Source organism: Leifsonia xyli subsp. xyli str. CTCB07, assembly GCF_000007665.1.
In the GTDB taxonomy this organism is placed as follows: domain Bacteria; phylum Actinomycetota; class Actinomycetes; order Actinomycetales; family Microbacteriaceae; genus Leifsonia; species Leifsonia xyli_C.
Window position 1 is genome coordinate 911,466 of sequence record NC_006087.1, and the last position, 22,067, is coordinate 933,532.

General features: G+C 68.8%; 23 protein-coding genes and 1 pseudogene. 12 read left to right on the forward strand and 12 right to left on the reverse strand.

The window, feature by feature from the left end:
* Nucleotides 1–186 precede the first annotated feature (186 nt).
* Nucleotides 187–1,062 (reverse strand): fumarylacetoacetate hydrolase family protein, encoded by an 876-nt coding sequence (locus tag LXX_RS04455; RefSeq protein ID WP_011185785.1) that lies wholly within the window; start codon nt 1,060–1,062, stop codon nt 187–189.
* A gap of 185 nt (nt 1,063–1,247) precedes the next feature.
* Between LXX_RS04455 and LXX_RS04460 the strand changes: the two genes are divergently transcribed.
* Nucleotides 1,248–2,639: an FAD-binding oxidoreductase gene (locus LXX_RS04460; RefSeq protein WP_041767342.1), complete on the forward strand. Its 1,392-nt coding sequence runs from the start codon at nt 1,248–1,250 to the stop codon at nt 2,637–2,639.
* Nucleotides 2,640–2,820: 181 nt separating this feature from the next.
* Complete coding sequence (locus LXX_RS04465; protein WP_041767344.1) at nt 2,821–3,195, forward strand: FKBP-type peptidyl-prolyl cis-trans isomerase; 375 nt, start codon at nt 2,821–2,823, stop codon at nt 3,193–3,195.
* An 8-nt stretch (nt 3,196–3,203) separates the two neighbouring features.
* On the opposite strand, the gene LXX_RS16615 is transcribed toward LXX_RS04465, so the two are convergent.
* Entirely contained in the window at nt 3,204–3,335 is a 132-nt protein-coding gene (locus LXX_RS16615) for a hypothetical protein (RefSeq protein ID WP_370558464.1), read from the reverse strand.
* Nucleotides 3,336–3,421: 86 nt separating this feature from the next.
* Nucleotides 3,422–3,523, reverse strand: a pseudogene (locus LXX_RS16620) (short-chain dehydrogenase); the annotation flags it as partial.
* Nucleotides 3,524–3,785: 262 nt separating this feature from the next.
* Here LXX_RS16620 and LXX_RS04475 point away from each other — a divergent pair.
* From LXX_RS04475 to LXX_RS04485, 3 genes are all read left to right on the forward strand, one after another.
* The gene (locus LXX_RS04475) at nt 3,786–4,391 is read left to right on the forward strand and encodes a TetR family transcriptional regulator (RefSeq protein ID WP_011185788.1); all 606 of its coding nucleotides are present in this window, start codon (nt 3,786–3,788) and stop codon (nt 4,389–4,391) included.
* A 137-nt stretch (nt 4,392–4,528) separates the two neighbouring features.
* The gene (rpsO, locus tag LXX_RS04480; RefSeq protein ID WP_011185789.1) at nt 4,529–4,798 is read left to right on the forward strand and encodes a 30S ribosomal protein S15; all 270 of its coding nucleotides are present in this window, start codon (nt 4,529–4,531) and stop codon (nt 4,796–4,798) included.
* A 185-nt stretch (nt 4,799–4,983) separates the two neighbouring features.
* On the forward strand, nt 4,984–5,433 hold the full coding sequence (locus tag LXX_RS04485) for a VanZ family protein (protein ID WP_176714821.1): 450 nt from the start codon (nt 4,984–4,986) through the stop codon (nt 5,431–5,433).
* A gap of 61 nt (nt 5,434–5,494) precedes the next feature.
* Here LXX_RS04485 and LXX_RS15425 read toward each other — a convergent pair whose 3' ends face one another.
* Both LXX_RS15425 and LXX_RS15430 read right to left on the reverse strand, forming a co-directional pair.
* A complete protein-coding gene (locus LXX_RS15425; RefSeq protein WP_223227719.1) occupies nt 5,495–6,304 on the reverse strand; it encodes a glycoside hydrolase family 2 TIM barrel-domain containing protein in 810 nt (269 codons plus the stop codon).
* A complete protein-coding gene (locus tag LXX_RS15430; protein ID WP_223227720.1) occupies nt 6,265–7,209 on the reverse strand; it encodes a sugar-binding domain-containing protein in 945 nt (314 codons plus the stop codon). Before LXX_RS15430 ends, LXX_RS15425 begins: the two co-directional genes overlap by 40 nt.
* Nucleotides 7,210–7,714: 505 nt before the next feature.
* Between LXX_RS15430 and LXX_RS04495 the strand changes: the two genes are divergently transcribed.
* Complete coding sequence (locus LXX_RS04495) at nt 7,715–10,000, forward strand: polyribonucleotide nucleotidyltransferase (protein ID WP_011185791.1); 2,286 nt, start codon at nt 7,715–7,717, stop codon at nt 9,998–10,000.
* Between the two features lie 86 nt (nt 10,001–10,086).
* Here the strand turns inward: LXX_RS04495 and dapD are convergent, their stop codons facing one another.
* Nucleotides 10,087–11,085, reverse strand: a complete 999-nt coding sequence (gene dapD / locus LXX_RS04500; protein WP_011185792.1) for a 2,3,4,5-tetrahydropyridine-2,6-dicarboxylate N-succinyltransferase — start codon at nt 11,083–11,085, stop codon at nt 10,087–10,089.
* A 17-nt stretch (nt 11,086–11,102) separates the two neighbouring features.
* Between dapD and dapE the strand changes: the two genes are divergently transcribed.
* The 3 genes from dapE (at nt 11,103) to LXX_RS13500 (ending at nt 13,642) form a co-directional block, all read left to right on the forward strand.
* Nucleotides 11,103–12,185 (forward strand): succinyl-diaminopimelate desuccinylase, encoded by a 1,083-nt coding sequence (gene dapE / locus LXX_RS04505; protein ID WP_011185793.1) that lies wholly within the window; start codon nt 11,103–11,105, stop codon nt 12,183–12,185.
* Nucleotides 12,154–13,401, forward strand: coding sequence for a hypothetical protein (locus tag LXX_RS04510; RefSeq protein ID WP_041767346.1), 1,248 nt, complete (start codon nt 12,154–12,156; stop codon nt 13,399–13,401). Before dapE ends, LXX_RS04510 begins: the two co-directional genes overlap by 32 nt.
* Nucleotides 13,402–13,468: 67 nt before the next feature.
* Nucleotides 13,469–13,642 carry a DUF3117 domain-containing protein gene (locus LXX_RS13500; RefSeq protein WP_011185795.1) on the forward strand — a complete coding sequence of 58 codons (174 nt, stop codon included), beginning with the start codon at nt 13,469–13,471 and terminating at the stop codon, nt 13,640–13,642.
* Nucleotides 13,643–13,829: 187 nt separating this feature from the next.
* Here LXX_RS13500 and LXX_RS04515 read toward each other — a convergent pair whose 3' ends face one another.
* Entirely contained in the window at nt 13,830–14,462 is a 633-nt protein-coding gene (locus LXX_RS04515; RefSeq protein ID WP_011185796.1) for an O-methyltransferase, read from the reverse strand.
* Between the two features lie 81 nt (nt 14,463–14,543).
* On the opposite strand from LXX_RS04515, the gene LXX_RS04520 reads away from it, so the two are divergent.
* Nucleotides 14,544–14,906, forward strand: a complete 363-nt coding sequence (locus LXX_RS04520) for a twin-arginine translocase TatA/TatE family subunit (RefSeq protein WP_041767349.1) — start codon at nt 14,544–14,546, stop codon at nt 14,904–14,906.
* A gap of 158 nt (nt 14,907–15,064) precedes the next feature.
* On the opposite strand, the gene LXX_RS14195 is transcribed toward LXX_RS04520, so the two are convergent.
* Nucleotides 15,065–15,490: a hypothetical protein gene (locus LXX_RS14195; RefSeq protein WP_155806785.1), complete on the reverse strand. Its 426-nt coding sequence runs from the start codon at nt 15,488–15,490 to the stop codon at nt 15,065–15,067.
* Between LXX_RS14195 and LXX_RS04525 the strand changes: the two genes are divergently transcribed.
* Nucleotides 15,471–16,766, forward strand: a complete 1,296-nt coding sequence (locus tag LXX_RS04525) for a hypothetical protein (RefSeq protein WP_011185797.1) — start codon at nt 15,471–15,473, stop codon at nt 16,764–16,766. The two genes, LXX_RS14195 and LXX_RS04525, sit on opposite strands and share 20 nt — an antisense overlap.
* Nucleotides 16,767–16,837: 71 nt before the next feature.
* On the opposite strand, the gene LXX_RS04530 is transcribed toward LXX_RS04525, so the two are convergent.
* The 3 genes from LXX_RS04530 to LXX_RS04540 are packed head-to-tail and all read right to left on the reverse strand — an operon-like array spanning nt 16,838 to nt 19,818.
* Nucleotides 16,838–17,980 (reverse strand): Mrp/NBP35 family ATP-binding protein, encoded by a 1,143-nt coding sequence (locus LXX_RS04530; RefSeq protein ID WP_011185798.1) that lies wholly within the window; start codon nt 17,978–17,980, stop codon nt 16,838–16,840.
* Nucleotides 17,973–18,512 (reverse strand): DUF1003 domain-containing protein, encoded by a 540-nt coding sequence (locus LXX_RS04535; RefSeq protein ID WP_011185799.1) that lies wholly within the window; start codon nt 18,510–18,512, stop codon nt 17,973–17,975. Before LXX_RS04535 ends, LXX_RS04530 begins: the two co-directional genes overlap by 8 nt.
* Entirely contained in the window at nt 18,499–19,818 is a 1,320-nt protein-coding gene (locus LXX_RS04540; protein WP_011185800.1) for a magnesium transporter MgtE N-terminal domain-containing protein, read from the reverse strand. Before LXX_RS04540 ends, LXX_RS04535 begins: the two co-directional genes overlap by 14 nt.
* A gap of 57 nt (nt 19,819–19,875) precedes the next feature.
* Here LXX_RS04540 and LXX_RS04545 point away from each other — a divergent pair, with 57 nt between their 5' ends.
* Nucleotides 19,876–20,496, forward strand: coding sequence for a general stress protein (locus tag LXX_RS04545; protein ID WP_041767354.1), 621 nt, complete (start codon nt 19,876–19,878; stop codon nt 20,494–20,496).
* A gap of 18 nt (nt 20,497–20,514) precedes the next feature.
* Here the strand turns inward: LXX_RS04545 and LXX_RS04550 are convergent, their stop codons facing one another.
* Entirely contained in the window at nt 20,515–22,059 is a 1,545-nt protein-coding gene (locus tag LXX_RS04550) for an aminopeptidase P family protein (RefSeq protein ID WP_081423089.1), read from the reverse strand.
* Nucleotides 22,060–22,067 lie beyond the last annotated feature (8 nt).

A 22,067-nucleotide genomic window follows, 5' to 3' on the forward strand; every position in this document is an offset into this window, starting at 1 on the left:
GCCAGACCGGAACGGCGCGATCGTGTCTCGCACTCGGTGTGTGGCCGTCGCTCAGGGCTGCGCCCGCCCCGGCAGACCGCCCCGTGTCCCAGGGCCCTCGCGTCCGCGGCGCGGAGAGGCTTCGCTCCTCGGTGAGTGTGCGCTCACGCTTGCCGATGCCGGACTGCGGGCAAGCCGGCCTCGAGGTCAGGTGACCCGGCAGTGTGTCGTCAGGTAGCCGATCCCACCGATGGAGACGGTCACCGTGGAACGGTCGTGGAGGAAGACGGGAGGGGTGCGCGAGTAGCCGGCGCCGCCGGGGCTGCCGGTCGAGATGAGCGTGCCGGCCGGGATGGTCGCCGAGCGCGAAAGGAATTCGATGATCTCTGCCACCGAGCGCACCATGTCGGCGGTGGAAGCGTCCTGCAGGATGGCGCCGTCCACATTGGTGGTGAGCCACAGATCCTGCGGGTCCGGCACCTCGTCGGCTGTCACTGCGACCGGGCCGTTGGGCGTGAAGCCGTCGAAGGACTTGCAGCGCGACCACTGCGCTTCGGAGAATTGCAGGTCGCGGGCCGTTATGTCGTTCACGACGGTGTAGCCCCAGACGTAGTCTAGGGCATCCTGCGCCAGCACATCCCGAGCGGGTTTGCCGATGATCACGCCCAGTTCGGCCTCGTAGTCGACCTGTGTGGCGAGGTCGCCGGGCCAGGAGGTGGTCCCCCCGTGACCGGCGAGCGAGTTCGGCCAGAGCGAGAACACGGTCGCGGCCTTCTCGCTGCGCAGTTTGAGCTCCGAGGCGTGAGCCGCGTAGTTCGCGCCGATGGCGATCACCTGCGGGGGGCGGAGGACGGCGGAGGCGTGGCGCAGTTCCTGCACCAGCGTCAGCGGTGTCTTGGCTGTGACGGCTTCGTTCACGAGTGCTCGGACGTCGGTGAGTGCTTCCTCTCCGCGTTCGATCAGCTCTTGCAGGTCTCGGGGCGCCTGCGCCATCATCTCGTCGAGGAACAGAGCTCCGTCTCCGATGACGGCAGCCAGCCGCGGTTTCGAGTCGGGTGTTCTGCTCAAGTGCGAGAATCTCACGGTCCAAGATTATCGGGGAAAACCGCCAGGGCGCGAAACGTGCGGTCAGGCCAGGTCGCCGTCGGCAGCGCCCTGGCGTGGACAGGAGGGAGCGGAAATCGGGCGCCTGTGCGCTTCCGCTTGCCGTGCTCGTACCCCTCGCGGCTCCGTCTTCGGTATCACCGGTTCGCCGTACGATACTCATCATGAACGTCATCGACTGGCTCACGGCCGCTCTCGGGGAGGCCGCTGTCGCCTCGGGAGTGCTCACGACCGATCCCGCCCGGCTGGACGCCGAACGGGCCGATCGTTCCGGATGGGCGGCCGACGGCCTGCCCCTTGCCGTGGTGGAGGCGACCCGCGTAGAGCATGTGCGGGCGACGATGGGGGCGGCGAGCGAATTCCGCGTTCCGGTGGTCCCGCGCGGGGCGGGAACCGGGCTCGCCGGTGGCGCGAACGGGTCCGCCGGGTCGATCGTGCTGAGCCTGGAGCGGATGGACCGCATTCTGGAGATCTCGGCCGAAGACCAGCTGGCCGTCGTGGAGCCGGGAGTGATCAACGCCGATCTGAACACGGCGCTGGAACCGTACGGACTGTTCTTCGCGCCGGACCCCGCCAGCAGGGCGGTCTCCACTGTCGGGGGCAACATCGCCACGAACGCGGGCGGGCTGCTGTGCGCGAAGTACGGGGTCACGAGGGAGGCGGTGCTCGGGCTCGACGTGGTGCTTGCGGACGGGCGTCTCATCCACACCGGGTGCCGCACCGTCAAAGGCGTGACGGGGTACGACATCACCTCGCTGCTCGTCGGCTCGGAGGGCACGCTCGGGGTGATCGTCGGCGCAACGGTGGGCCTGCTGCCCTCCCCGGAGGGTCCACCGACGACGCTCGCCGCGCTCTTCCCCGACATGTCTTCCGCCTCCGGCGCGGCCACGCGGGTGACCACCTCGCGTCTGCGCCCGGCCATCATGGATTTGCTGGACGCGGCCGCGCTGGAGCGCATCGCAGCGCACCTGGGGGAAGCGGCGATCCATGCGGCGTTCGGCGCCGCCGAGTGCTCCAGCTTTCTCCTGCTGAGGTTCGACGGGCCCTCCGCTCACACGGACGGGGTGCGGGCCGCCGGCATCGTCGAGGAGGCAGGCGGAACGGTCCGCCTGGCCGCCGGCGAAGCGGAGGGGGAGCGGTTGCTGGCGATCCGGCGCGCGTTCCACCCCGCGCTCGCCGCTTCGGGGTCGGTGCTGATCGAGGATGTCGCGGTGCCGCGGTCGCGGATGCCCGAGATGTTCGCTGCGATCGAGCGGATCTCGGTGCGGTACAGCATTCCGATCCCCACCGTCGCGCACGCGGGCGACGGCAATCTGCACCCCAATTTCGTGTACTCGGGCGCGGCGGCGGCGCCGGCGGTGTGGGACGCGGCCAGCGAACTGTTCCGCACGGCCGTGCAACTGGGAGGCACGCTGACCGGCGAGCACGGTGTCGGCGTGTTGAAGCGCCGCTGGTTGGCCGAGGAACTCGGGCCGGACTCCTACGATCTGCAACAGAGGCTGAAGTCGGTGTTCGACCCGCTTGGCATCCTGAACCCGGGAAAGGTGTTCGGCTGAGCCGGGTCGCTCGGCCGGGGGAGCGCCTCGCGCGTGTTGCATGAAAAGACTCGACGCCCGGTGGTGCGGCGATTCCTGCAACTCTCCCGGAGCGTCGAGCTCTGTTTCCAGGATGCCCCTGGCGCGCCCGGAGCGCAAGACCTTTTGACGCCGGCGGGGGTGGACGGGTTGGATGGGGGTCATGGCAGAGAACACCAACGAGAAGCCTGAGGTCGACGCTCCCGAGGGCCCGGCCCCCGAGACGCTGGAGATCGTCGACATTGTCGAGGGCTCCGGCCCCGAGGCGGCCCCCGGTTCCAGGGTCGACGTACACTACCTCGGCGTCGAGTACGACTCCGGCGAGGAGTTCGACTCCTCCTGGAGCCGCGGGCAGTCCATTGACTTCCCGCTCAACAATCTGATCAAAGGCTGGCAGGACGGCATCCCCGGCATGAAGGTCGGCGGCCGTCGCAAGCTGACCGTCCCGCCGGCGCTCGCCTACGGCCCGGCCGGGGGCGGTCATCCGCTCTCCGGAAAGACTCTCATCTTCGTGATCGACCTGCTCGGCGTCAGCTGAGCTCCCGCTCAGACCGCCGACCAGCCGCCGTCCGACGCCAGCACGACACCGGTCACGTTGGCCGAGTCGTCGCTGAGCAGCCAGCCGATCGCCGCGGCGAACTGCTCCGGCTGCGTGACCTGGGGAATCGTGGTCTGCATGATCGGCCCGAGCCGCTCGCCCGCCCACGCCGACTGGATCGGCGCCTCGATGTTCGTCGCAACGCCGCCGGGGCGACTGCGTTGGCGCGGACGCCCTTCGGCGCGGAGAGGACGCTCGTGCTCTTGGTGAGGCCGATGACCGTGTGTTTGGAAGCGGTGTAGGCTGCGCCGACGGCCGAGCCGCGCAGGCCCGCTCACTCGAGACGTTCACGCTGGACACGTGGTCCCAGAGGGCGTCGTCGATCTCGGCGGACGGCAGAAAGCCATCCATGATGCCCGCGATGTTGGCGAGCGCATCCACTCGCCCGCCCGCCGCCTCCACGAACGGGGCGATGGTCTTTTGTGCTTCTGGTGGGGTCGATGACATCGGCGGTGTCTGATCGGGCGTTTCTCTAGTTATAGCACTCGGTGCCATAATGTGGAGGCGACTTCGCCCGCCATAATGTGGAGGTGAGCTCACCCGCCGCCGAATCCGCGCCGCGCCGCCGGGGCCGTCCCTACGGTGTGGACCCGGAGCGCATCGCCCTCCTCGCGCTCCACCGCTTCGCCGTGCACGGGTACGACGCGACGACGATGGATGACATCGCCACCCTCGCCGGCGTCGGCCGGCGAACGTTGTTCCGTTACTTTCCGAGCAAGCCCGAACTCGTCTGGGGCGGTTTGGAGCCGGTCGTCGAGCGGATGCGAGCCGTCCTCGACGCGCCGCCGGAGGGCGAGCCGGTCCGCGACACGCTCGCCCGGGCGTTCGCGCACTCCCTCGACTTCGAGCCCGGCGCCCGGGAAGCGGCTCGTCTGCGCCTGCGCCTGATGGCGTCCGATCCTGAGCTGATCGCGTTCGGCGTCGCCCGCCTGGGCGCCAATCGGGACCTGCTGGCCGGCTTCCTCGCCCGCCGCCTCGGTATCCCGAGCGATGGACTCCGCGCCCGGGTGCTTGCCGACGCCCTCAGCTCCGCCCCTTTCTCCGCGCTGCTCTGGTGGGCGGACAATGACGACGGTGCGCCGTCCCGCGCCGCCGTGGAGGCCGTGGACGCGGTGCTGCGCGGTGTGGAAGGCTGAGACACGGCCGGGTTCTGGGTGGGACGCATCTGCCTGTCTGGTAGACTCTTCCGGTTGCCGTCCAACGGCCGCGGAGAAAGAGAGCCCAGGCAGAAGGCCCCGGGCACCGCGCAATGAACGAAAGGGGATCTCCTTTAATGGCACTGGATGCTGAGACCAAGAAGTCGATCATCGACGAGTACGCTACCCACCCTGGTGACACCGGATCCCCCGAGGTCCAGGTTGCTATCCTGACCCAGCGGATCAGGGATCTCACCGAGCACCTCAAGGAGCACAAGCACGACCACCACTCCCGTCGGGGCTTGCTCCTCCTGGTCGGTCAGCGTCGCCGTCTCCTCGGCTACCTCGCGGACATCGACATCAGCCGCTACCGCGCTCTCATCGAGCGCCTTGGCCTTCGCCGCTAGTCACACATCCTTGCGGTGGCCCAGGAGGCCGATCGACGCCGCGAACGTCTCCGGAAACGGGCCGCCATCCGAGGATGGCGGCCCGTTTCCGTGTCCGGGCATTGTCTCGAAGCTGTTCCAGCGTACGGCGGACTCAGTGGATTTTCCCCGTGTGTTTGGATAACAGTATGCGAGAAGATGGTCGCATGTTCTCCCGTCTCCTCTTCGCCGTGACCGCACTCTACCTCCTCGCTGTCGCGTGGATCACGCTGAAACCGTCCCCGCCGGACCCGCATCGCAACAGTCTGTTCAAGGGGCTTCTGATGGCGTTAGCCGAGTCGTCGCTGCTGAGCTGGATCGATGCTGCTGTCCTAGAGTTCGTGGCCAATATCTTCCTGTTCGTCCCCTTGGGTGTGCTCTTGACGCTCTGGCTCGGCCTCCGGCGGTGGTGGCTCGTTCTCGCGCTCGGGGCGGCCACGACGCTGACGATCGAGTTCGCGCAGCTGTTCATCCCCGACCGGGTCAGTGACCTGCGCGACCTGCTGGCGAACACGCTCGGCACCGCGTTCGGCATCGCGGCCGTTGCTGTCGCCGCGAGGCTCCGGCGCGGTCGCCGGACCAGGCGGAACCGGCTCAGCGACTCCGCTCGCCCGTGAGAATCGCCGCCCGCAGCCGCTCGATCGGCGCCTTGGGGGTGCGGGCGTCGCTGAACTGGGTTTAGCAGAATCTGGCGAGGAAGTCGCTCTCGCGCACGGCGCCCACGAGGGCGGCGATGCGGTCGGCGAACTCGTCGGCGTTGGCGGCGGTGGAGTAGCCCCAGGCGTCCTCGCCCGTGTATGTCGTCGTGAACGAGATGCCGCCGAATTCGGTCAGCAGGAACGGGCGCTCACCGATCCCCTGATCGTCCAGCGTGACTGCGCGGCCGGCCGGTCCGGCTCCCGAGAGCAGACGCTCGCGGGCTGCGGCGTCGCGGTAGCGGGCGCAGACGACGGCGGGGTCGGCCTCGTAGTCGTGCAGCGTCAGCATGTCGGAGTCGACGTGCTCCCAGCCGTCGTTCGAGATGACGGGACGGGTGGGGTCGACCGCCCGGGTGAGCGCCGCGAGCCCGCGGGCGAACTCGCGCTGGGCGCGGCTGGCGGCGATGTGCTGCATGCCCCAGCTCTCGTTGAGCGGAACCCAGGTCACGATCGAAGGATGCGAGTGGTCGCGGTCGAGGGTGGCCAGCCACTCGCTGGTCGTACGCTCGAGCGCGCGCGGCCCGAACTCGTACGCCCCGGGCGCTTCGCCCCAGACGAAGATGCCGAGACGGTCGGTCCAGTGGAGGAAGCGCGGGTCTTCGATCTTCTGGTGGATGCGAACCGCATTGAAACCGAGCTTTGCGATCAGCTCGACATCGGCGCGGAGGGCAGCCGCGCTCGGGCTTGCGAGGTGGGATTCGGTCCAGTAGCCCTGGTAGAGCACGCTGCGGAGGTAGAGCTGGCGATCGTTCAGCACGAACTCTCCGCCGCGCACGGCGGTGGAGCGCATTCCGAAGTAGGACGCCACGGCGTTCCGCCGCCGGCTGCCAGGGTCACGGTCGCGTCGAGCAGCACGGGGGAGCCGGGGCGCCAGAGCAGTTCCTCGTGGGCCTGGCCGTTGCGCTGCGCGGGGATCGGGATGACGATCTCGGCGCGCTGGTCGGTCAAGGTCGCGCTGACCCGGGCGAGCGCGTCTCCGTCGCGTCCGATCGCGACGGAGACCTCGGCGGGACCGGTCGGGCGACGGCTGAGCTCCAGTTCCAGCCGCACCTCGCCGCGGGGGACGTCGGGCGTCCAGTGCAGGGTGCGGAGGTGCAGTTCGTCCACGGCCTCCAGCCACACCGGCTGCCAGATCCCGCTGGTGCGCTGGTACCAGATGGCGTGCGGTTCGGGCAGCCACTCCTGTTTGCCGCGCGGCTGCGCGACGTCCAGCGGGTCGTCTTCGACGCGGAGGACGATGCGATGGACCGGGCGGCCGGTGTCGAGCGCGTCCGTGGCGTCGAAGGCGAACGGAGTGTGCCCGCCCTCGTGCTCGCCGAGGAGGTGACCGTCGACCCAGACCCGGCAGCGATAGTCGACCGCTCCGAAGCGCAGCATCAGCCGGCGACCGGACTTGTGCCCGGCGCGGGTCAGCTCTCCCGGCGTGAGGTCCCGGGCGTACCAGACGACCGGGTGGTAGCCGGGGTCGCCGATCCCGGAGAGCTCCGACTCGAAGGGGAAGGGGACGCGGATGCTCAGCGGGAAGGCGCATGACTCCTGCCAGCGTTCGCTGAGCCCGCTGTCGGCGTCGTCGAAGGCGAATTCCCACTCGCCGTCGAGCTCGGCCCACGCGGAGCGAAGCGCCTGCGGGCGAGGATGGCTGCCGTCCTGGCGGCTCGCGACGGGCAGGGAGGCATCGGCGACAGTGCTGGTCATCCGGACATCTTGCCAGAATTTCTAGCGTTGTAAAAGGGGAAGGGGCCGGAGTGAACGGCTTGCGGAATGCGCCGAAGAGACCGCGCCCGTTTCTAGCGAATAGAGAACGTCCCCTGCCGCGCCGGGGCCGCTCCTGCTCGGAGTCTCGTCATGCGCGCCGATCGACGAGCACACGGGGGCTCTGTCGTCATACGCAGCCGTCCTCGCGGCGGAATGCAGCGTCCCCTGGTAGGATTCTGGTGGTCGGCCGCGTGCCGGCCGCCGGAGCAGGCTGGCAGCAGCTGGTCCTCGGTGGTGGTATCCGGATGCGTTCGCCGTCAGGCAATCGGCAGCCGTGTATTTCTACTGATGGCCAGACGGGCTCAGCCCACGCACCTGCCTGGGATGCCGCGCGTACACGCACTCGCGTGTCGAACTGCCTGCTCGCTCCACCGCTCCATACGAAGAGCAAAGGAGAGTCGCGCCCAAACGGGGCCGCGACGTTAAACATAAGGAGAAAGACCTCTTGGAAGGTCCCGAAATCACATTCGCCGAAGCCATGCTCGACAACGGCCGCTTCGGCGCCCGCACCGTCCGGTTCGAGACCGGGCGCATCGCTCAGCAGGCCCAGGGCGCTGTCGCCGCCTACCTCGACGAGGAAACCATGCTGCTGAGCGCCACCAGCGCCAGCAAGCACCCGAAGGACAACTTCGACTTCTTCCCGCTGACCGTCGACGTTGAGGAGCGCTCCTACGCCGCCGGCAAGATCCCCGGCTCGTTCTTCCGCCGTGAGGGCCGGCCGTCGACCGAAGCCATCCTGGTCTGCCGCCTGATCGACCGCCCGCTGCGCCCGTCGTTCGTCGACGGCCTGCGCAACGAGGTCCAGATCGTCGTCACCGTCCTCAGCATCGCTCCGGACGAGTTCTACGACGCGCTGGCGATCAACGCGGCCAGCGCCTCCACGCAGATCTCCGGTCTGCCGTTCTCCGGACCCATAGCGGGTGTGCGCCTGGCGCTCATCCCGGGCAACGGCGCGCACGAGGACCAATGGGTCGCGTTCCCGAAGGCTTCGCAGCTGGAGGAGGCCGTGTTCGATCTCATCGTGGTGGGCCGCGTGCTCACCAACGAGGACGGCACCGAGGGCGACGTCGCGATCATGATGGTCGAGGCGGAGGCCACCGAGGGCTCCTGGAACCTCATCCAGGGCGGTGCGGTGAAGCCGAACGAAGAGGTCGTCGCCCAGGGGCTGGAGGCGGCCAAGCCGTTCATCCGCCAGCTCGTCGGCGCCCAGGCGGCCCTCGCCAAACAGTCCGCGAAGGCGATCGCCGACTACCCGGTGTTCCTGCCCTACTCGCAGGAGACCTACGACAGCGTCGCCGCCCTGGCCTACGACGAACTCGTGAACGTCTACCAGATCGCCGACAAGGTCGAGCGCCAGAACGCCGACGATGCCCTCAAGGAGCGCGTCAAGGCCGCCCTCGCCGAGAAGGCGCAGGCCGGCGCTCTCGACGCCGAGGCGCTCACGCAGTTCTCGGCGGCGTACAAGTCCGTCTCGAAGGTCGTCATGCGCGGCCGCGTCCTCCGCGAGGGCGTCCGCATCGACGGCCGCGGCCTGACCGACATCCGCCCGCTCGACGCCGAGGTGCAGATCATCCCGCGTGTCCACGGCTCGGCGGTCTTCCAGCGCGGCGAGACCCAGATCCTGGGCGTCACCACGCTGAACATGCTCAAGATGGAGCAGCAGATCGACTCGCTCTCGCCAGTCACCAAGAAGCGCTACCTGCACCACTACAACTTCCCGCCGTACTCGACCGGCGAGACCGGTCGCGTCGGCTCCCCGAAGCGTCGCGAGATCGGGCACGGCTTCCTCGCCGAGCGTGCGCTCGTTCCGGTGCTGCCGAGCCGCGAGGAGTTCCCGTACGCGATCCGCCAGGTCTCCGAGGCGCTGAGCTCCAACGGCTCGACCTCGATGGGCTCGGTTTGCGCGTCCACCCTGTCGCTGCTGAACGCCGGTGTGCCGCTGCGCGCCCCGGTCGCCGGCATCGCTATGGGGCTGATCTCCGATGTCATCGACGGTGAGACCCGCTACGCGGCGCTGACCGACATCCTGGGCGCGGAGGACGCGCTCGGCGACATGGACTTCAAGGTCGCCGGAACCAGCGAGTTCGTCACCGCCATCCAGCTCGACACGAAGCTCGACGGCATCCCGTCGTCGGTGCTCGCCAGCGCCTTGAAGCAGGCGAAGGACGCCCGCACCACGATTCTGAGCGTGCTCGACGCCGCGATCGACGCCCCGGACGAGATGGCCCCGACTGCGCCGCGTGTGATCTCGGTTCAGATCCCGGTCGACAAGATCGGCGAGCTGATCGGCCCGAAAGGCAAGACGATCAACGCCATCCAGGACGAGACCGGCGCCGACATCTCCATCGATGAGGACGGCACCGTCTACATCGGCGCTGTCGACGGCCCTTCGGCCGAGGCGGCCCGCGCCCAGGTGAACGTGATCGCCAACCCCACCAACCCGGAGGTCGGCGAGCAGTTCCTCGGAACCGTCGTCAAGAACGCCGCGTTCGGTGCGTTCGTCTCGCTCCTGCCGGGCAAGGACGGCTTGCTGCACATCTCCGAGGTGCGCAAGCTGGCCGGCGGCAAGCGGGTGGAGAGCGTCGACGACGTCCTCAGCATCGGTCAGAAGATTCTGGTGGAGATCACCAAGATCGACGACCGCGGCAAGCTTTCGCTCGCCCCGGTGCTTGCCGACGAGGCCGAGACTCACGGCCACGACGCCGCCAGCGAGGGTCCCACCGAAGGCTGACCTCACACAGAAAGGCCGCGCGACCCCCGGGTCGCGCGGCCTTTCGTCATCCCCGCCCTTTCTCTCTGAGAGAGAGGGAGCGGGGGTTAGGCGTGGAGGGCGGTGTTGAGGCGGACGCCGGCGCCGTCGCGGCGCAGGACTTCGACGGCCCCGGTCACCGAGTTGCGCCGGAACAGCAGCCCGTGTGCGCCGGACAGCTCGACGGCCTTCACTGTCTGCGGGCGTCCGCTCGCATCCACCGGCCCGTCGACCACGACGACCTTCGTCCCGGCGGTCACGTACAGCCCGGCCTCGACCACCGTGTCGTCTCCGATCGAGATGCCGATGCCGGAGTTCGCGCCGAGCAGAGCCCGCTCTCCGATGGACACCCGCTGGACCCCGCCGCCAGAGAGCGTCCCCATGATGGACGCGCCGCCCCCGATGTCCGAGCCGTCGCCGACCACGACGCCCTGTGAGACACGGCCCTCGACCATCGAGGCGCCGAGGGTTCCGGCGTTGAAGTTGACGAACCCCTCGTGCATGACGGTGGTGCCGGGTGCGAGGTGGGCGCCGAGCCGGACGCGGGAGGCGTCGGCGATGCGGACGCGGTCGGGGGTGACATAGTCCAGCAGGCGAGGGAACTTGTCGATGGCGGTGACGTGGAGGCCGTCGCGCTGCAGCGCCGGGCGCAGCCGGTCGAGGTCGTCCGGCAGCACGGGCCCGCCGTCCGTCCACGCGACGATCGGGAGGTGCCCGAAGACGCCCTCCAGATTCACCGTGTTCGGGCGGGCGAGGAGGTGCGAGAGGATGTGGAGGCGGAGGTAGGCGTCGGGCGTGGACGCGGGAGCGGCGTCCAGGTCGATCTCGACCGTGACGATGTCCACTGTGACGTTCCGGCGCGGGTCCGGCGCGGCGAGCGCCTCCAGCTCGGCGGGCACGATCCACTTCTCGCGCCCGGCCGGTATGCCGCCGAGCTGCGGCTCGGGGAACCAGGTGTCGAGGACGGCGCCGTTGCCGGCGACCGTCGCGAGCCCGTAGCCCCAGGCCGTCCTCGGGGCGGCGGTGACGGCGGGTGCGGCGAATTCACGGGAGACATCGGAAGGCATGGCTCTAGATTAGTAGGGTGCCTCTGGACCTCACCGCCACCTCCACCGACCTCACCCGCCAGATCTGCGACATCGAGACCGTCTCCGGGAATGAGAAGCCTCTGGCCGACGCCATCGAAGCCGCTCTCGCTCCGCTGCCGCATCTGGAGCTGATCCGCGATGGCGACACCGTCGTCGCCCGCACAGACCTCGGCCGCGAGCGTCGCGCGATCATCGCCGGGCACATCGACACAGTGCCGCTGAACGGCAACCTGCCCACGCGGTTCGCGGAGGAAGACGGCATCCGCTTCCTGTGGGGCCGCGGGACGGTCGATATGAAGGCGGGCGTCGCCGTGCAGCTTAAGCTCGCCGCCGAACTCACCGCCCCCGCGGTCGATGTGACCTGGATGTGGTACGACCACGAAGAGGTCAACGCCGAGCTGAACGGTCTCGGCCGGCTCGCGCGCAATCGGCCCGATCTGTTCACGGGCGACTTCGCCATCCTGGGCGAGCCGAGCAACGGCGTGATCGAGGGCGGCTGCAACGGCAACTTGCGCGTGGAGGTGCGAGCGTTCGGGCGGCGCTCGCACTCGGCGCGCGGCTGGGTGGGAGAGAATGCCATCCACAAGGTCGCGCCCATCCTGGACACCCTCGCCGCCTATCAGCCGCGCGAGGTGGAGGTGGAGGGGCTGGTCTACCGCGAAGGGCTCAACGCAGTTGGCATCAACGGGGGCGTTGCGGGTAACGTGATCCCGGACGAGTGCATGGTCCACCTCAACTACCGTTTTGCCCCTTCACACAGTTCGGAGGAGGCTATCGAGCACCTGCGCGAGCTGTTCGGGGATTACGAGCTCACCGTGGTCGACTGTGCCGACGGCGCCCGGCCGGGCCTGGACGCGCCGCTCGCGCAAGAGTTCGTCGCCGCGGTCGGCGGCGCCGCCAAGCCGAAGTACGGCTGGACCGATGTCGCCCGCTTCAGCGCCCTCGGCATCCCCGCTGTGAATTACGGCCCAGGCGATCCGCTGCGGGCGCACGCCGACGACGAGCGGGTGGACGTCGACCAGATCGCGGCCGTGGAGGCCGGACTCCATGCCTGGCTCACTGGTTCCGGCGCGCGCTGACGGGACGGCTCCGGGAGCCGTCGCCACCGCGCCCTGGTGGACGCGGTGGTGGGTGCGCGTACTCGCGATCTTTCTCGCCAGCCGGGTCGTCACCACCGTCGTCCTGCTGATCTTCGCGGCGAATCAGGGGCAGACGCCGTGGACGGGCCCGCGGCCGGACTACTTCTCCTACGCGACCATCTGGGACGGCTTCTGGTACAACATCGTCGCTGTCTCGGGCTACCCGGTCACGCTGCCGACGTCGGACGGTGTGCATATCGCCGAGAACGCCTGGGCGTTCCTGCCGGGCTATCCGGGTCTCGTGGATGTCGTCATGTTCGTCACGCGGCTGCCCTGGGCCCCCGCCGGCGTGCTTGTGTCGTTCGTCTGCGCTGCCGCTGCGACCCTGGTCTTCTTCCGCCTGATGCTCCGTGTCGGCCTCGGGAACGCCACCAGCCTGTTCGCCGTCGTGCTGTTCTGCGTCGTGCCGGTCTCCCCGCTCTTCCAGCTCGCCTACGCCGAGTCGCTCTATCTCCTGCTGCTCGCGACGGCACTGCTGCTGCTCGTGGAGAGGCGCTACGGCTGGCTGTTCCCGCTTGTGCTCGCGATGGCGTTCACGCGCCCGAGCGGATTGGCGTTCGCCCTCGCTGTGGGGCTGCATGTCGTGTATCGCTGGGCCAAACGGCGGGAGGACCCGTTCTCCGCGCGGGAGCGCATCCTGAGTGGCGGTCTCGCTCTGTTCAGCGGGCTGGCCGGTCTCGCCTGGCCCGCGATCGCCGCTGTCACGACGGGGTCCCTGACGGCGTACACTGACACCGAGCTGGCCTGGCGGGCACCCTACATCGGCTTCACACATCTCGTCCCGTTCGCCGCGTGGTTCCAGGGCGCGGATTGGTGGTTCCAGGCCATCCTCGGTGTCCCGGGCTGGATCGGCGGGATGGTGCTGGTCGTCCTCGTCGCTTTCTTCGCCGTCTTGCTGTTCTCCCCGGTCGTGCGGAGGTTGGGCGTCGACCTCCGGTTCTGGGTCATCGCCTACTCGCTCTACCTGTTGGCGGTGTTCTTTCCGCAGTCGAGCACCTTCCGTCTGCTGATGCCGCTGTTCCCGCTGCTCGGAGCCATCGCCCTCCCAGCGAGTCGCGTCTACCGAGTCGGGATGGTGCTGCTTCTGCTCGCACTGCAGATCGGCTGGATAGCGATCTGCTGGGGCGTCGACGGCGCTGACTGGTCCCCGCCGTGATGCCTGGATTTCGTTCGCTTGATGTGAATGGCCGATAATAGAAGGACATTCACGAAAGGGGAGCTGCATGGCGGCCATGAAGCCGAGGACTGGGGACGGGCCCATGGAGGCTGTGAAGGAGGGGCGGCTCATCATCGTGCGGGTCCCGCTCGAAGGAGGTGGGCGTCTCGTCGTCTCCGTCAACGATGCGGAGGCCAAAGAACTCCACGATGCGCTCGCGAGTGTCGTGGGCCCTTCCTGATCGCAAACGGCACGAGCGCCACACGAAGAGGTTCCCGGCGCTCGTGAACTGACCCCCGTGGGTTTGGACTGAGAAATCGGTTCCGGCTCTCGGGGGTCAGTTGTTTGGGGGTGAGGAGTTCGTTGCTGAAGGTGGTGTGCTGGGCTGGGCGTCAGTTCATCGGGGCCTCGGCGTGTCGAGCCGGGGGCTACGGCGTCAGCTTCGCGATCTGCAGCAGACCGTCAGCGGCGGGAGAGAGAGCGCTGATGACAGCCCCGGATGCCGCGGTCTCGGTTACCAGCGTCCGGAACCCGGTCGCCACCTCGTCGCGCGCCGCGGGGTCTGCGACACGGCCACGCCAGAGCGCGTGCGGAACCAGCACGGCGCCTCCCGGACGCACCAGGCGCAGGCCGTGTTCGACGTACTCGATCACCGAGGCCGGGTCGGCGTCGACGAAGACGATGTCGTAGGAGCTCTCGTTCATCCGGGGCAGCACGTCCAGCGCTCGCCCGGTGATGAGGCGCACACGGTTGGCCGGGACGCCCGCTTCGGTGAAGAAGCCGCGCGCGTGCTGCTGGTGGTCCACTTCCATGTCGATGGAGGTCAGCTGGGCGCTGGTGCCGCCGCGCAGCAGCCAGAGCCCCGAGACGCCGACTCCGGTGCCGATCTCGACAATGTTCTCGGCCGCTGTCGCGGCGACCACGACGGCCGCCTGCGCACCGGTGCTCGGCGCAATCGGCTCGACCCCGAGTTCGAGCGACTGCTGCCGGGCCCGGGTGATCACCTCGCCCTCGACGATCGCGTCATCGGCGAATCTCCAGTTCGATTCCTTGTCTGACACAGCGCTCCCGTCGAGTCCTCATACCAGGATAGGGCCCACCGATCCAGCTTTTCCGCAGCCACGGCGCGATACTCTTTATGTGTGTTCGGCCTGACATTCGACAAGCTCCTGATCGTGGCGGTGATCGCCGTCTTCCTGATCGGTCCTGAGCGTCTGCCCGGATACGCGGCGAAACTGGGCGAGTTCGTCCGCTCCCTCCGCGGGTTCGCCGACGGTGCGAAATTGCGCATGCGCGAGGAGATGGGTTCGGAGTTCGACGATGTCGACTGGAAGAAGCTCGACCCCCGCCAATACGACCCGCGCCGCATCATCCGCGAGGCTCTGCTCGATGACATGCCCGCTCCGGCGTCCTCGATCAAGCCGGTGACACAGCCGGTCTCCGAGCAGCGGCGCCCGGCGCTCCCTCCGGGAACGCTGCCGCCCTTCGACGCGGAGGCCACCTGAGCGCTTGACCCCGCGGTCCGCTCGGGCGCGATGGCGGCAGCTGAAGCGCTGAAAGACAGGGCGTGGCGGTCACGTCGTCGGCCGTCCCTGGCCAGTTCAGTGTGCCTCTGGGGACTGCACTCTGCGCCGTTCCTCTCGCGTGTTCGGGATTCCACCTCTTAACACGCCGGGAAAACGTGTATAGACTTGTCAGAGTAGACGCCGCCATGTTCGCAAAAGCCCATCGAGCCGCATTCCTCATCGCTGCGGCCCTCCTCCTCATCCTGGTGACGATTTCGTCGTTCAGTGCCTTCGACAACCCCTTCGACACCGCATCGGTCGGTGAGCTCGACACGGCCGGCTTCGGATTCGATGCGCCGCCGGTCGGCATCGGGAAGATCGCGATGTGGCTCGGTGTGCGTGTCCTCGCCGGGCTCATCTACGCCGCGGCCTTCTTCGGCATTCGCTTCGCACAGCGCCTTCGCGAGGGCGACCCGGTCTATCGCCGCTGGGCGTGGGTGAGTCTCGGCGTGCTGGTCGTCAATCTGGTTGTCCTGATCGTCGTCTGGCCCGGATTCTGGACGAATGACTCCTACTTTCGTCATGGCCAAGGCGCAGCAGAACTGGATATCGACCTGGCAGAGCATCTTCACCGCAATCTACTTTCCGGTGAGCATGGTCCTTGTGCCGGCGGCTATCGGCCCGGTGGCCGTCCAGCTGATCTTCGGCTCCATCGTCGCCGGCTATGTCGTCGCGCGCACCGTGGACACACTGCGGCGTCCGTGGCTGGGCTACGCTCTGCTCTTGCCGTTCCTGACGCTGCCGGTGCTGCTGTTCGACCAGTACCCGCTGCGCGCCACGATCCACGCTTACATCGAACTGGCTGTGGTCTTCCGCATCCTGATCATCCGGGTGCGTCCGGAACTCGTCGCCGATCGCTACCGCGAGTTCGTGTTCCTCTCCACGGCGATCACCCTGCTGGCGTTCTGGCGCACCGAGTGCGTGTTCTACCTGCTGCTGATCCCGATGCTGGCCGTCGTGTTGCGTGTCTTCCGCCGCTCGGAGACGGGCGTGCGTCGTCGCACGATCGTCGTCGCTGTGGGGGCGGTGGCGGCTGTCGTGGTTGTCAACATCGGTGCGGCCGCTGTGCTCTCGAACGCGAAGTACACCGTCACAGCGGTCGTCAACCCGCTCTCGGTCATGCTCCAGAAGCCGCTCTCGGGGCCGCATCTTGAGGAGAACCTGGTGGCCATTGACCGCGCGATCGACCTCGACCTCGTGCGTGAGATGCCGAGCGCGTACGACATCCCCTCGTACTGGACCGATCGGCTGCTGCGCCCCGACTACAAAGCACACATGAGCGGATTCCAGCGCGCCTACCTCTCCCTCGTCGCGGAGAACCCGGGCGCCTTCCTGGACGCGCGGACGCAGACCTTCCTCGCTACGAACTCGATGGGCGATTTCCCCCGCGCCTACGAGCGTGGTTTGGAGGCGATCGACGCCGGGCGCTCGCTGGACGACGCCCGGACGGCGTTCGAGGAACGCAATCCGTCGATCGTGCCGTTCGACCGGGAGTTCCAGGAACAGGCGATCCGTGCGCTGCTGCTGCTCGACGCGGACAACGAGGACCTGCCGCTCGGAGCGATGGTCTGGAACGCCGTTCCGGTGCTGGGACTGCTGCTGCTCTTCTTCGCCGGGTCCGTCGTGCGGCGGCAGTGGGTTTCCGCGGGTCTGCTGGGCATTCTGCTGACCCGCGCCGCGATCGTGTTCGCGACGGCTCCAGCCCGGTTCTTCATGTACTACTTCTTCGCCTACCTGGTGGGCGGAGTGGTTGTGCTCTTCCTGGGCGTGCGCGGGATCGACCGGGCGCTCGCGCGATGAGACGAGCGTCTCACCGGGGCAGAGCAGGCCACCAGGGCCGACCGCGCCTCCACGCTGGCGAACCTCTCGCTCTAGCGCACCGAGAGCCCGAGCTTCCGGCCGGCGAGCCCCCGTCCGCGTGTTGCGAGCCGGTCGGCGACCGCACTGATCGCTGCGGCGGCGGCATCCTGCGGGTCCGTCACGACCAGGGGGGCCCCCGCGTCGCCGCCGGCCCGCAGCGGGACGCTGAGCGGGACGCTCGCGAGCAGCGGAACCGTTTGGTCCTGGCCTGCGGAGAGCCGCCGAGCGACCTCCTCGCCACCGCCGGAGCCGAAGAGTTCGAGGACGCTGCCGTCCGCTTGCACGAGACCGGCCATGTTCTCGATGACGCCGACCACTCTCTGACCGGTCTGACGGGCGACGACACCGCTGCGCTCGGCGACATCCGCCGCCGCCGGCTGCGGGGTGGTCACCACGAGGACCTCGGCCTGAGGCAGGAGCTGCCCCACCGAGAGGGCGACGTCCCCGGTTCCCGGTGGAAGGTCGAGGAGCAGGATGTCGAGGTCGCCGAAGAACACATCCCCGAGGAACTGCTGGATGGTGCGGTGCAGCATCGGCCCCCGCCAGGCGACCGCGGCGGAGGGCGAGTCCACGAACATGCCGATCGAGACCACCTTCACACCGTAGGCGATCGGCGGCAGGATCATGTCGTTCACGCGCGTCGGGCGCTGTGCGGCACCGTTCTCATCGGTCAGGCCGAGGATGCCGGGGAGGGAGAACCCGTGGATGTCCGCGTCCACGATCCCAACCCTCAGCCCTCGTTGGGCGAGAGCCACGGCGAGGTTCGCGGTGATGGTGGATTTCCCGACGCCGCCCTTGCCGCTGGTCACGGCGTAGACGCGCGTGAGCGAGCCGGGGCCGAACGGCGGGACGCGCTCGGCGCGTCCGCCGCGGAGCTTCGCAGTGAGGGTCTTGCGCTCGGCCGGGGTCATGACGGAGATGTCCACCGTCACCCCGGTCACGCCGGGGACATTCGCGGTCGCCGCGCGGACATCCCGCTCGATCGCATCGGCGGCGGGACAGCCGGCGATGGTCAGCTTCACCTCGACGGTCGCATGTCCGTCGGGGGCCACCTCGACCCCGCCGATCATGTCCAGCTCGGTCATGGGCTTGCGGATTTCGGGGTCGAGCACCCCGCCGAGGGCGCGCCGGATCTCCTCTTGCAGCTCAGGCACGGGCCGGTTCGCTTTCCCCGTCGCGCTTGTCGTCGCTGCGCTCGTCCAGGTCTTCCAGCAGCGCGCGGAGTTCGGCACGGATGAAGTCCTTGGTCGCTATGTCCTTCACGGCCAGCCGCAGAGCGACCACCTCGCGCGCCAGATACTCGGTGTCGGCGAGAGTGCGCTCGGCGCGCTGGCGGTCCTGCTCGATCTGCACCCGGTCGCGGTCGTCCTGCCGATTCTGCGCCAGCAGGATCAGCGGGGCGGCGTACGAAGCCTGGAGCGAGAGCACGAGAGTCAGGGCGATGAAGCCGAGCGAGGCCGAATCGAACCGCCAGGCCGGCGGCAGCAGCGTGTTCCAGACCATCCACGCGGCGACGAAGGCCGTGAGCCCGAGCACGAACCAGGGCGTGCCCATCGCTCGCGCGATCCACTCGGTGAAGCGGCCGAACCTGTCGCTTTGCTCGACGATGTCGCGGCGGCGCGGGATCACCGTCGAGCGCAGGCCCTTCGGCGCGTCCAGGCTGGTCTCCTGCCTACGTCGTGCCACGTCTGCCCCTCCTTCCACTCAGCGCCGGGGCGCTGCCGGTCTTATCGGATGGGGCCTGCTTGACGGGCTCATCCTCGTCTTGGCTGCGCCAGTCGTCGGGGAGCAGATAGTCCAGGATGTCGTCGATGGTCACCACCCCGACGAGTCGGTGCTTCTCGTCCACGACGGGAACGGAGACGAGGTTGTAGGACGCCAGGATGCGCGAAACCTCGGCGGCGGAGGTGCCGGCGGTGACCGGTTCCAGGCTCGGATCGAGCAGCGTGCCGAGCCGGACATGCGGGGGATAGCGCAGCATCCGCTGGAAGTGGACGACGCCGAGAAAGCGCCCGGTCGGCGGCTCGTAGGGCGGCAGCGTCACGCACACGGCCGCCCCGAGAGCGGGGGCGAGCTCGTGCCGGCGGATGAGCGCCAGGCCCTCCGCGACGGTCGTGTCGGCGGAGACGATAATCGGCTCGGTGGTCATGAGGCCCCCGGCGGTGTCCGGGGCGTAGCTGAGCAGCATTCGGACGTCCTCGGCCTCTTCGGGATCCATCAGCTCCAGGAGGTGCTCGCCGCGCTCGTCGGAGAGCTGGGCGATCAGGTCGGCGGCGTCGTCCGGCTGCATTTGGTCGAGGACGTCGGCGGCACGGTGGTCGTCGAGGCTCGCGAGGATCTCCACCTGCTCGCTCTCGGGCATCTCCTCGAGCACATCGGCGAGGCGGTCGTCCGGCAGCTCTTCCGTCACCTCCAGCATCCGCTGCGCCGGCAGGTCGAGCAAGGCGTTCGCGAGATCGGCGGGCTGCAACTCGGAGTAGGTGGCGATCAGCTGCTCGGCGGACTGCGCCTCGCCACGTGCCAGCCTCTCGCGCACGTCGTTCCAGGCGGCGAACGTGGTCGGCCCCTTGCCGAACGGCGACGCGCCGCTCTTCGGGCGGCGCACGAACAGCGGGCCGACCGCCCACTCGCCGGTCGCGGACTCCTCGATCGCGACATCCTCGATCGTCGCTTCGCCGCTGCCGTCCGCAAAGTCCACTTTGCGGCCGAGCAGCTCCGCGATCACTCGAACTTCGCCGCCCCGCTGCTCGAACCGGCGTACGTTGATGAGCCCGGTCGTGATGATCTGGCCGCTGGAGATGCTGGTCACCCGGCCGATCGACACGAACACCCGCCGCTTTCCCGGGATCTCGACGATCAGGCCCACGACACTCGGCGGGTCCCTCTTCCGGTAGACGACCAGTACATCCCTGACCCGGCCCACCCGGTCGCCGACCGGGTCGAACACGCTGGTCCCGGCCAGCCGGGCGACGAAGATACGGGAAGCGCTCACAAAGATAAATCTATGCCCTTCCCACTCGTTGAGGCGGAGCAATGGAACAATGGGGCGATGACCACACCGAGCCCGCTGGGCGGACGCAACCGGATACCCTTCCCGACCCTCCCTCGCGGCGAGATCGTGGCCACGTACGAGACCTACCCCGAGGCCCAGCAGGCCGTCGACGCGCTCGCGCGCGCCGATTTCCCCGTGGACAAGGTCTCCATCGTCGGCAGCGATCTGAAGAGCGTCGAGCGGGTCACCGGCAAACTCACCTGGGGGCGGGTGGCGCTGGCGGGCGCGGCCTCCGGCGCCTGGATGGGAATCTTCTTCGGACTGCTGCTGCTCATCTTCTCGCCGACCCTCAGCTACGCTTTCGTCATCGCCGCTGTGCTGATCGGCGCTGGCTTCGGGATGCTGTTCGGAATCGTCTCCTACGCGATCAACCGCCGCCGTCGCGACTACACCTCCGTCATGCAGGTGATCGCCACCAGCTACTCCGTGCTCGTGGACGGCGAGCTGCTGAACCGGGCGCGGAACCTGCTTAGCGGGGTTGCGGCCGAACCGGCCGCTTGGGCGCAGCCCGCGCACCCGAGCGACCCGCCTCCCGCGCAGCCGCTGCCGCCGGCCGCGCAGCCTGGGCCGCCTCCGGCGCAGACGGGCGATGAGCGCCCGCCCGCGCCGTCCGCGTAGCGCCGCCCGACACGGCGTTCAGTTCGCGTTGAGCCGCCGCACCCACGCCTCCACGTCGTTCGCGGTGCGCGGGATGCCGATCGACAGGTTCTCGGCGCCGTCCCCGGTGACCAGAATGTTGTCTTCGATGCGCACGCCGATCCCGCGGAAGCTCTCCGGCACGGTCAGATCGTCCGGCTGGAAGTACAGCCCTGGCTCGATCGTGAACGTCATCCCCGCCTCCAGCACGCCGTCGAGGTAGAGCTCGCGGCGAGCCTGCGCGCAGTCGTGTATATCGAGCCCCAGGTGGTGACTCGTGCCGTGAACCATATAGCGCCGGTGGTGCTGGTTGTCGGCTTCGAGCGCCTGCTCGGCAGTCACCGGCAGCAGGCCCCACTCTGCCGTGCGGCGGGCGATCACGGCCATCGCGGTCGCGTGGATCTCGCGGAATCGGATGCTGGGCTTCACGATCGCGAACGCCGCGTCTGCGGCCTCCCGCACCGCCTCGTACACCAGCCGCTGAGTCTCGGTGAAAGTGCCGTTGATCGGGAAGGTGCGCGTGATGTCCGCGGTGTAGTAGCTGTCGACCTCGACGCCAGCGTCGAGAAGGATGAGATCGCCCGGGATGACCGGCCCATCGTTGCGCGTCCAGTGCAGGATGCAGGCATGCGGACCGCTTGCGGCGATCGTGTCGTAGCCGACCGCGTTGCCGTCGGCGCGCGCCCGGCCGTTGAAGACCCCCTCGACGAGGCGCTCGCCGCGCGGGTGCGCGACAATGCGCGGCAGGTCGGCGATCACGTCGTCGAAGCCGCGCGCGGTGGCTGCGACAGCGGCGCGCAGCTCGCCGATCTCGAAGGCGTCTTTGACGAGGCGCAGCTCGGAGAGCTTGCGCGCGAGGCGGTCGTCGCCGGCGCGGTCCTCGGGGTCGAATTCGGCACCGTCCCCCGCGGCGAGGAGCAGCCGGGCGCCGTCCACCCGGTCGGTGAGCGCCGGGTCGGCTTCGCGCAGCACGAGCGTGTCCGCGTCCACGGCGTCCAGCACGGCCTCCACGGCGGCGATCCCGCGGGTCGGCAGGCCCAGGTCGCTCTCGACCTGGGCGAGTGAGGGGCGCGGACCGATCCAGAACTCGCCGATCTCCGGGTTCGCGTAGAACTCGTCGGAGTCTCGGCCGGCGCGCTCGCGGAAGTAGAGGGTCGCCTCGTGCCCGGCGGCGGTCGGCTCCAGCACCAGCACGCTGCCCGGCTCGGAGTCCGACTCCCAGCCGGTGAGGTGCGCGAACGCCGAGTGGGCCCGGAAAGCGTAGTCGGTGTCGTTCGAGCGCTGTTTCAGCCGCCCGGCCGGGACGATGAGGCGCTTGCCGCGGAAGAGCTTCGACACGCGCGCACGGCGGGCGGCCGCGAAACCGGCTTGCTCGCGGACGCCGGGGAGAGCCTCGGGGCGCTCGGCCCAGTCGCGGCCGATGTACTCCTTGAAAGCCGCTGACCCGGGCGTGGTGGACCGGTTCGCCGTGGCGCGGGGGGCTTCCTCGGCGGGCGAGGCATCGGACGGCGAGACAGTGGGGTTCTGGGAGGACATGCCGACCATTCTCCCAC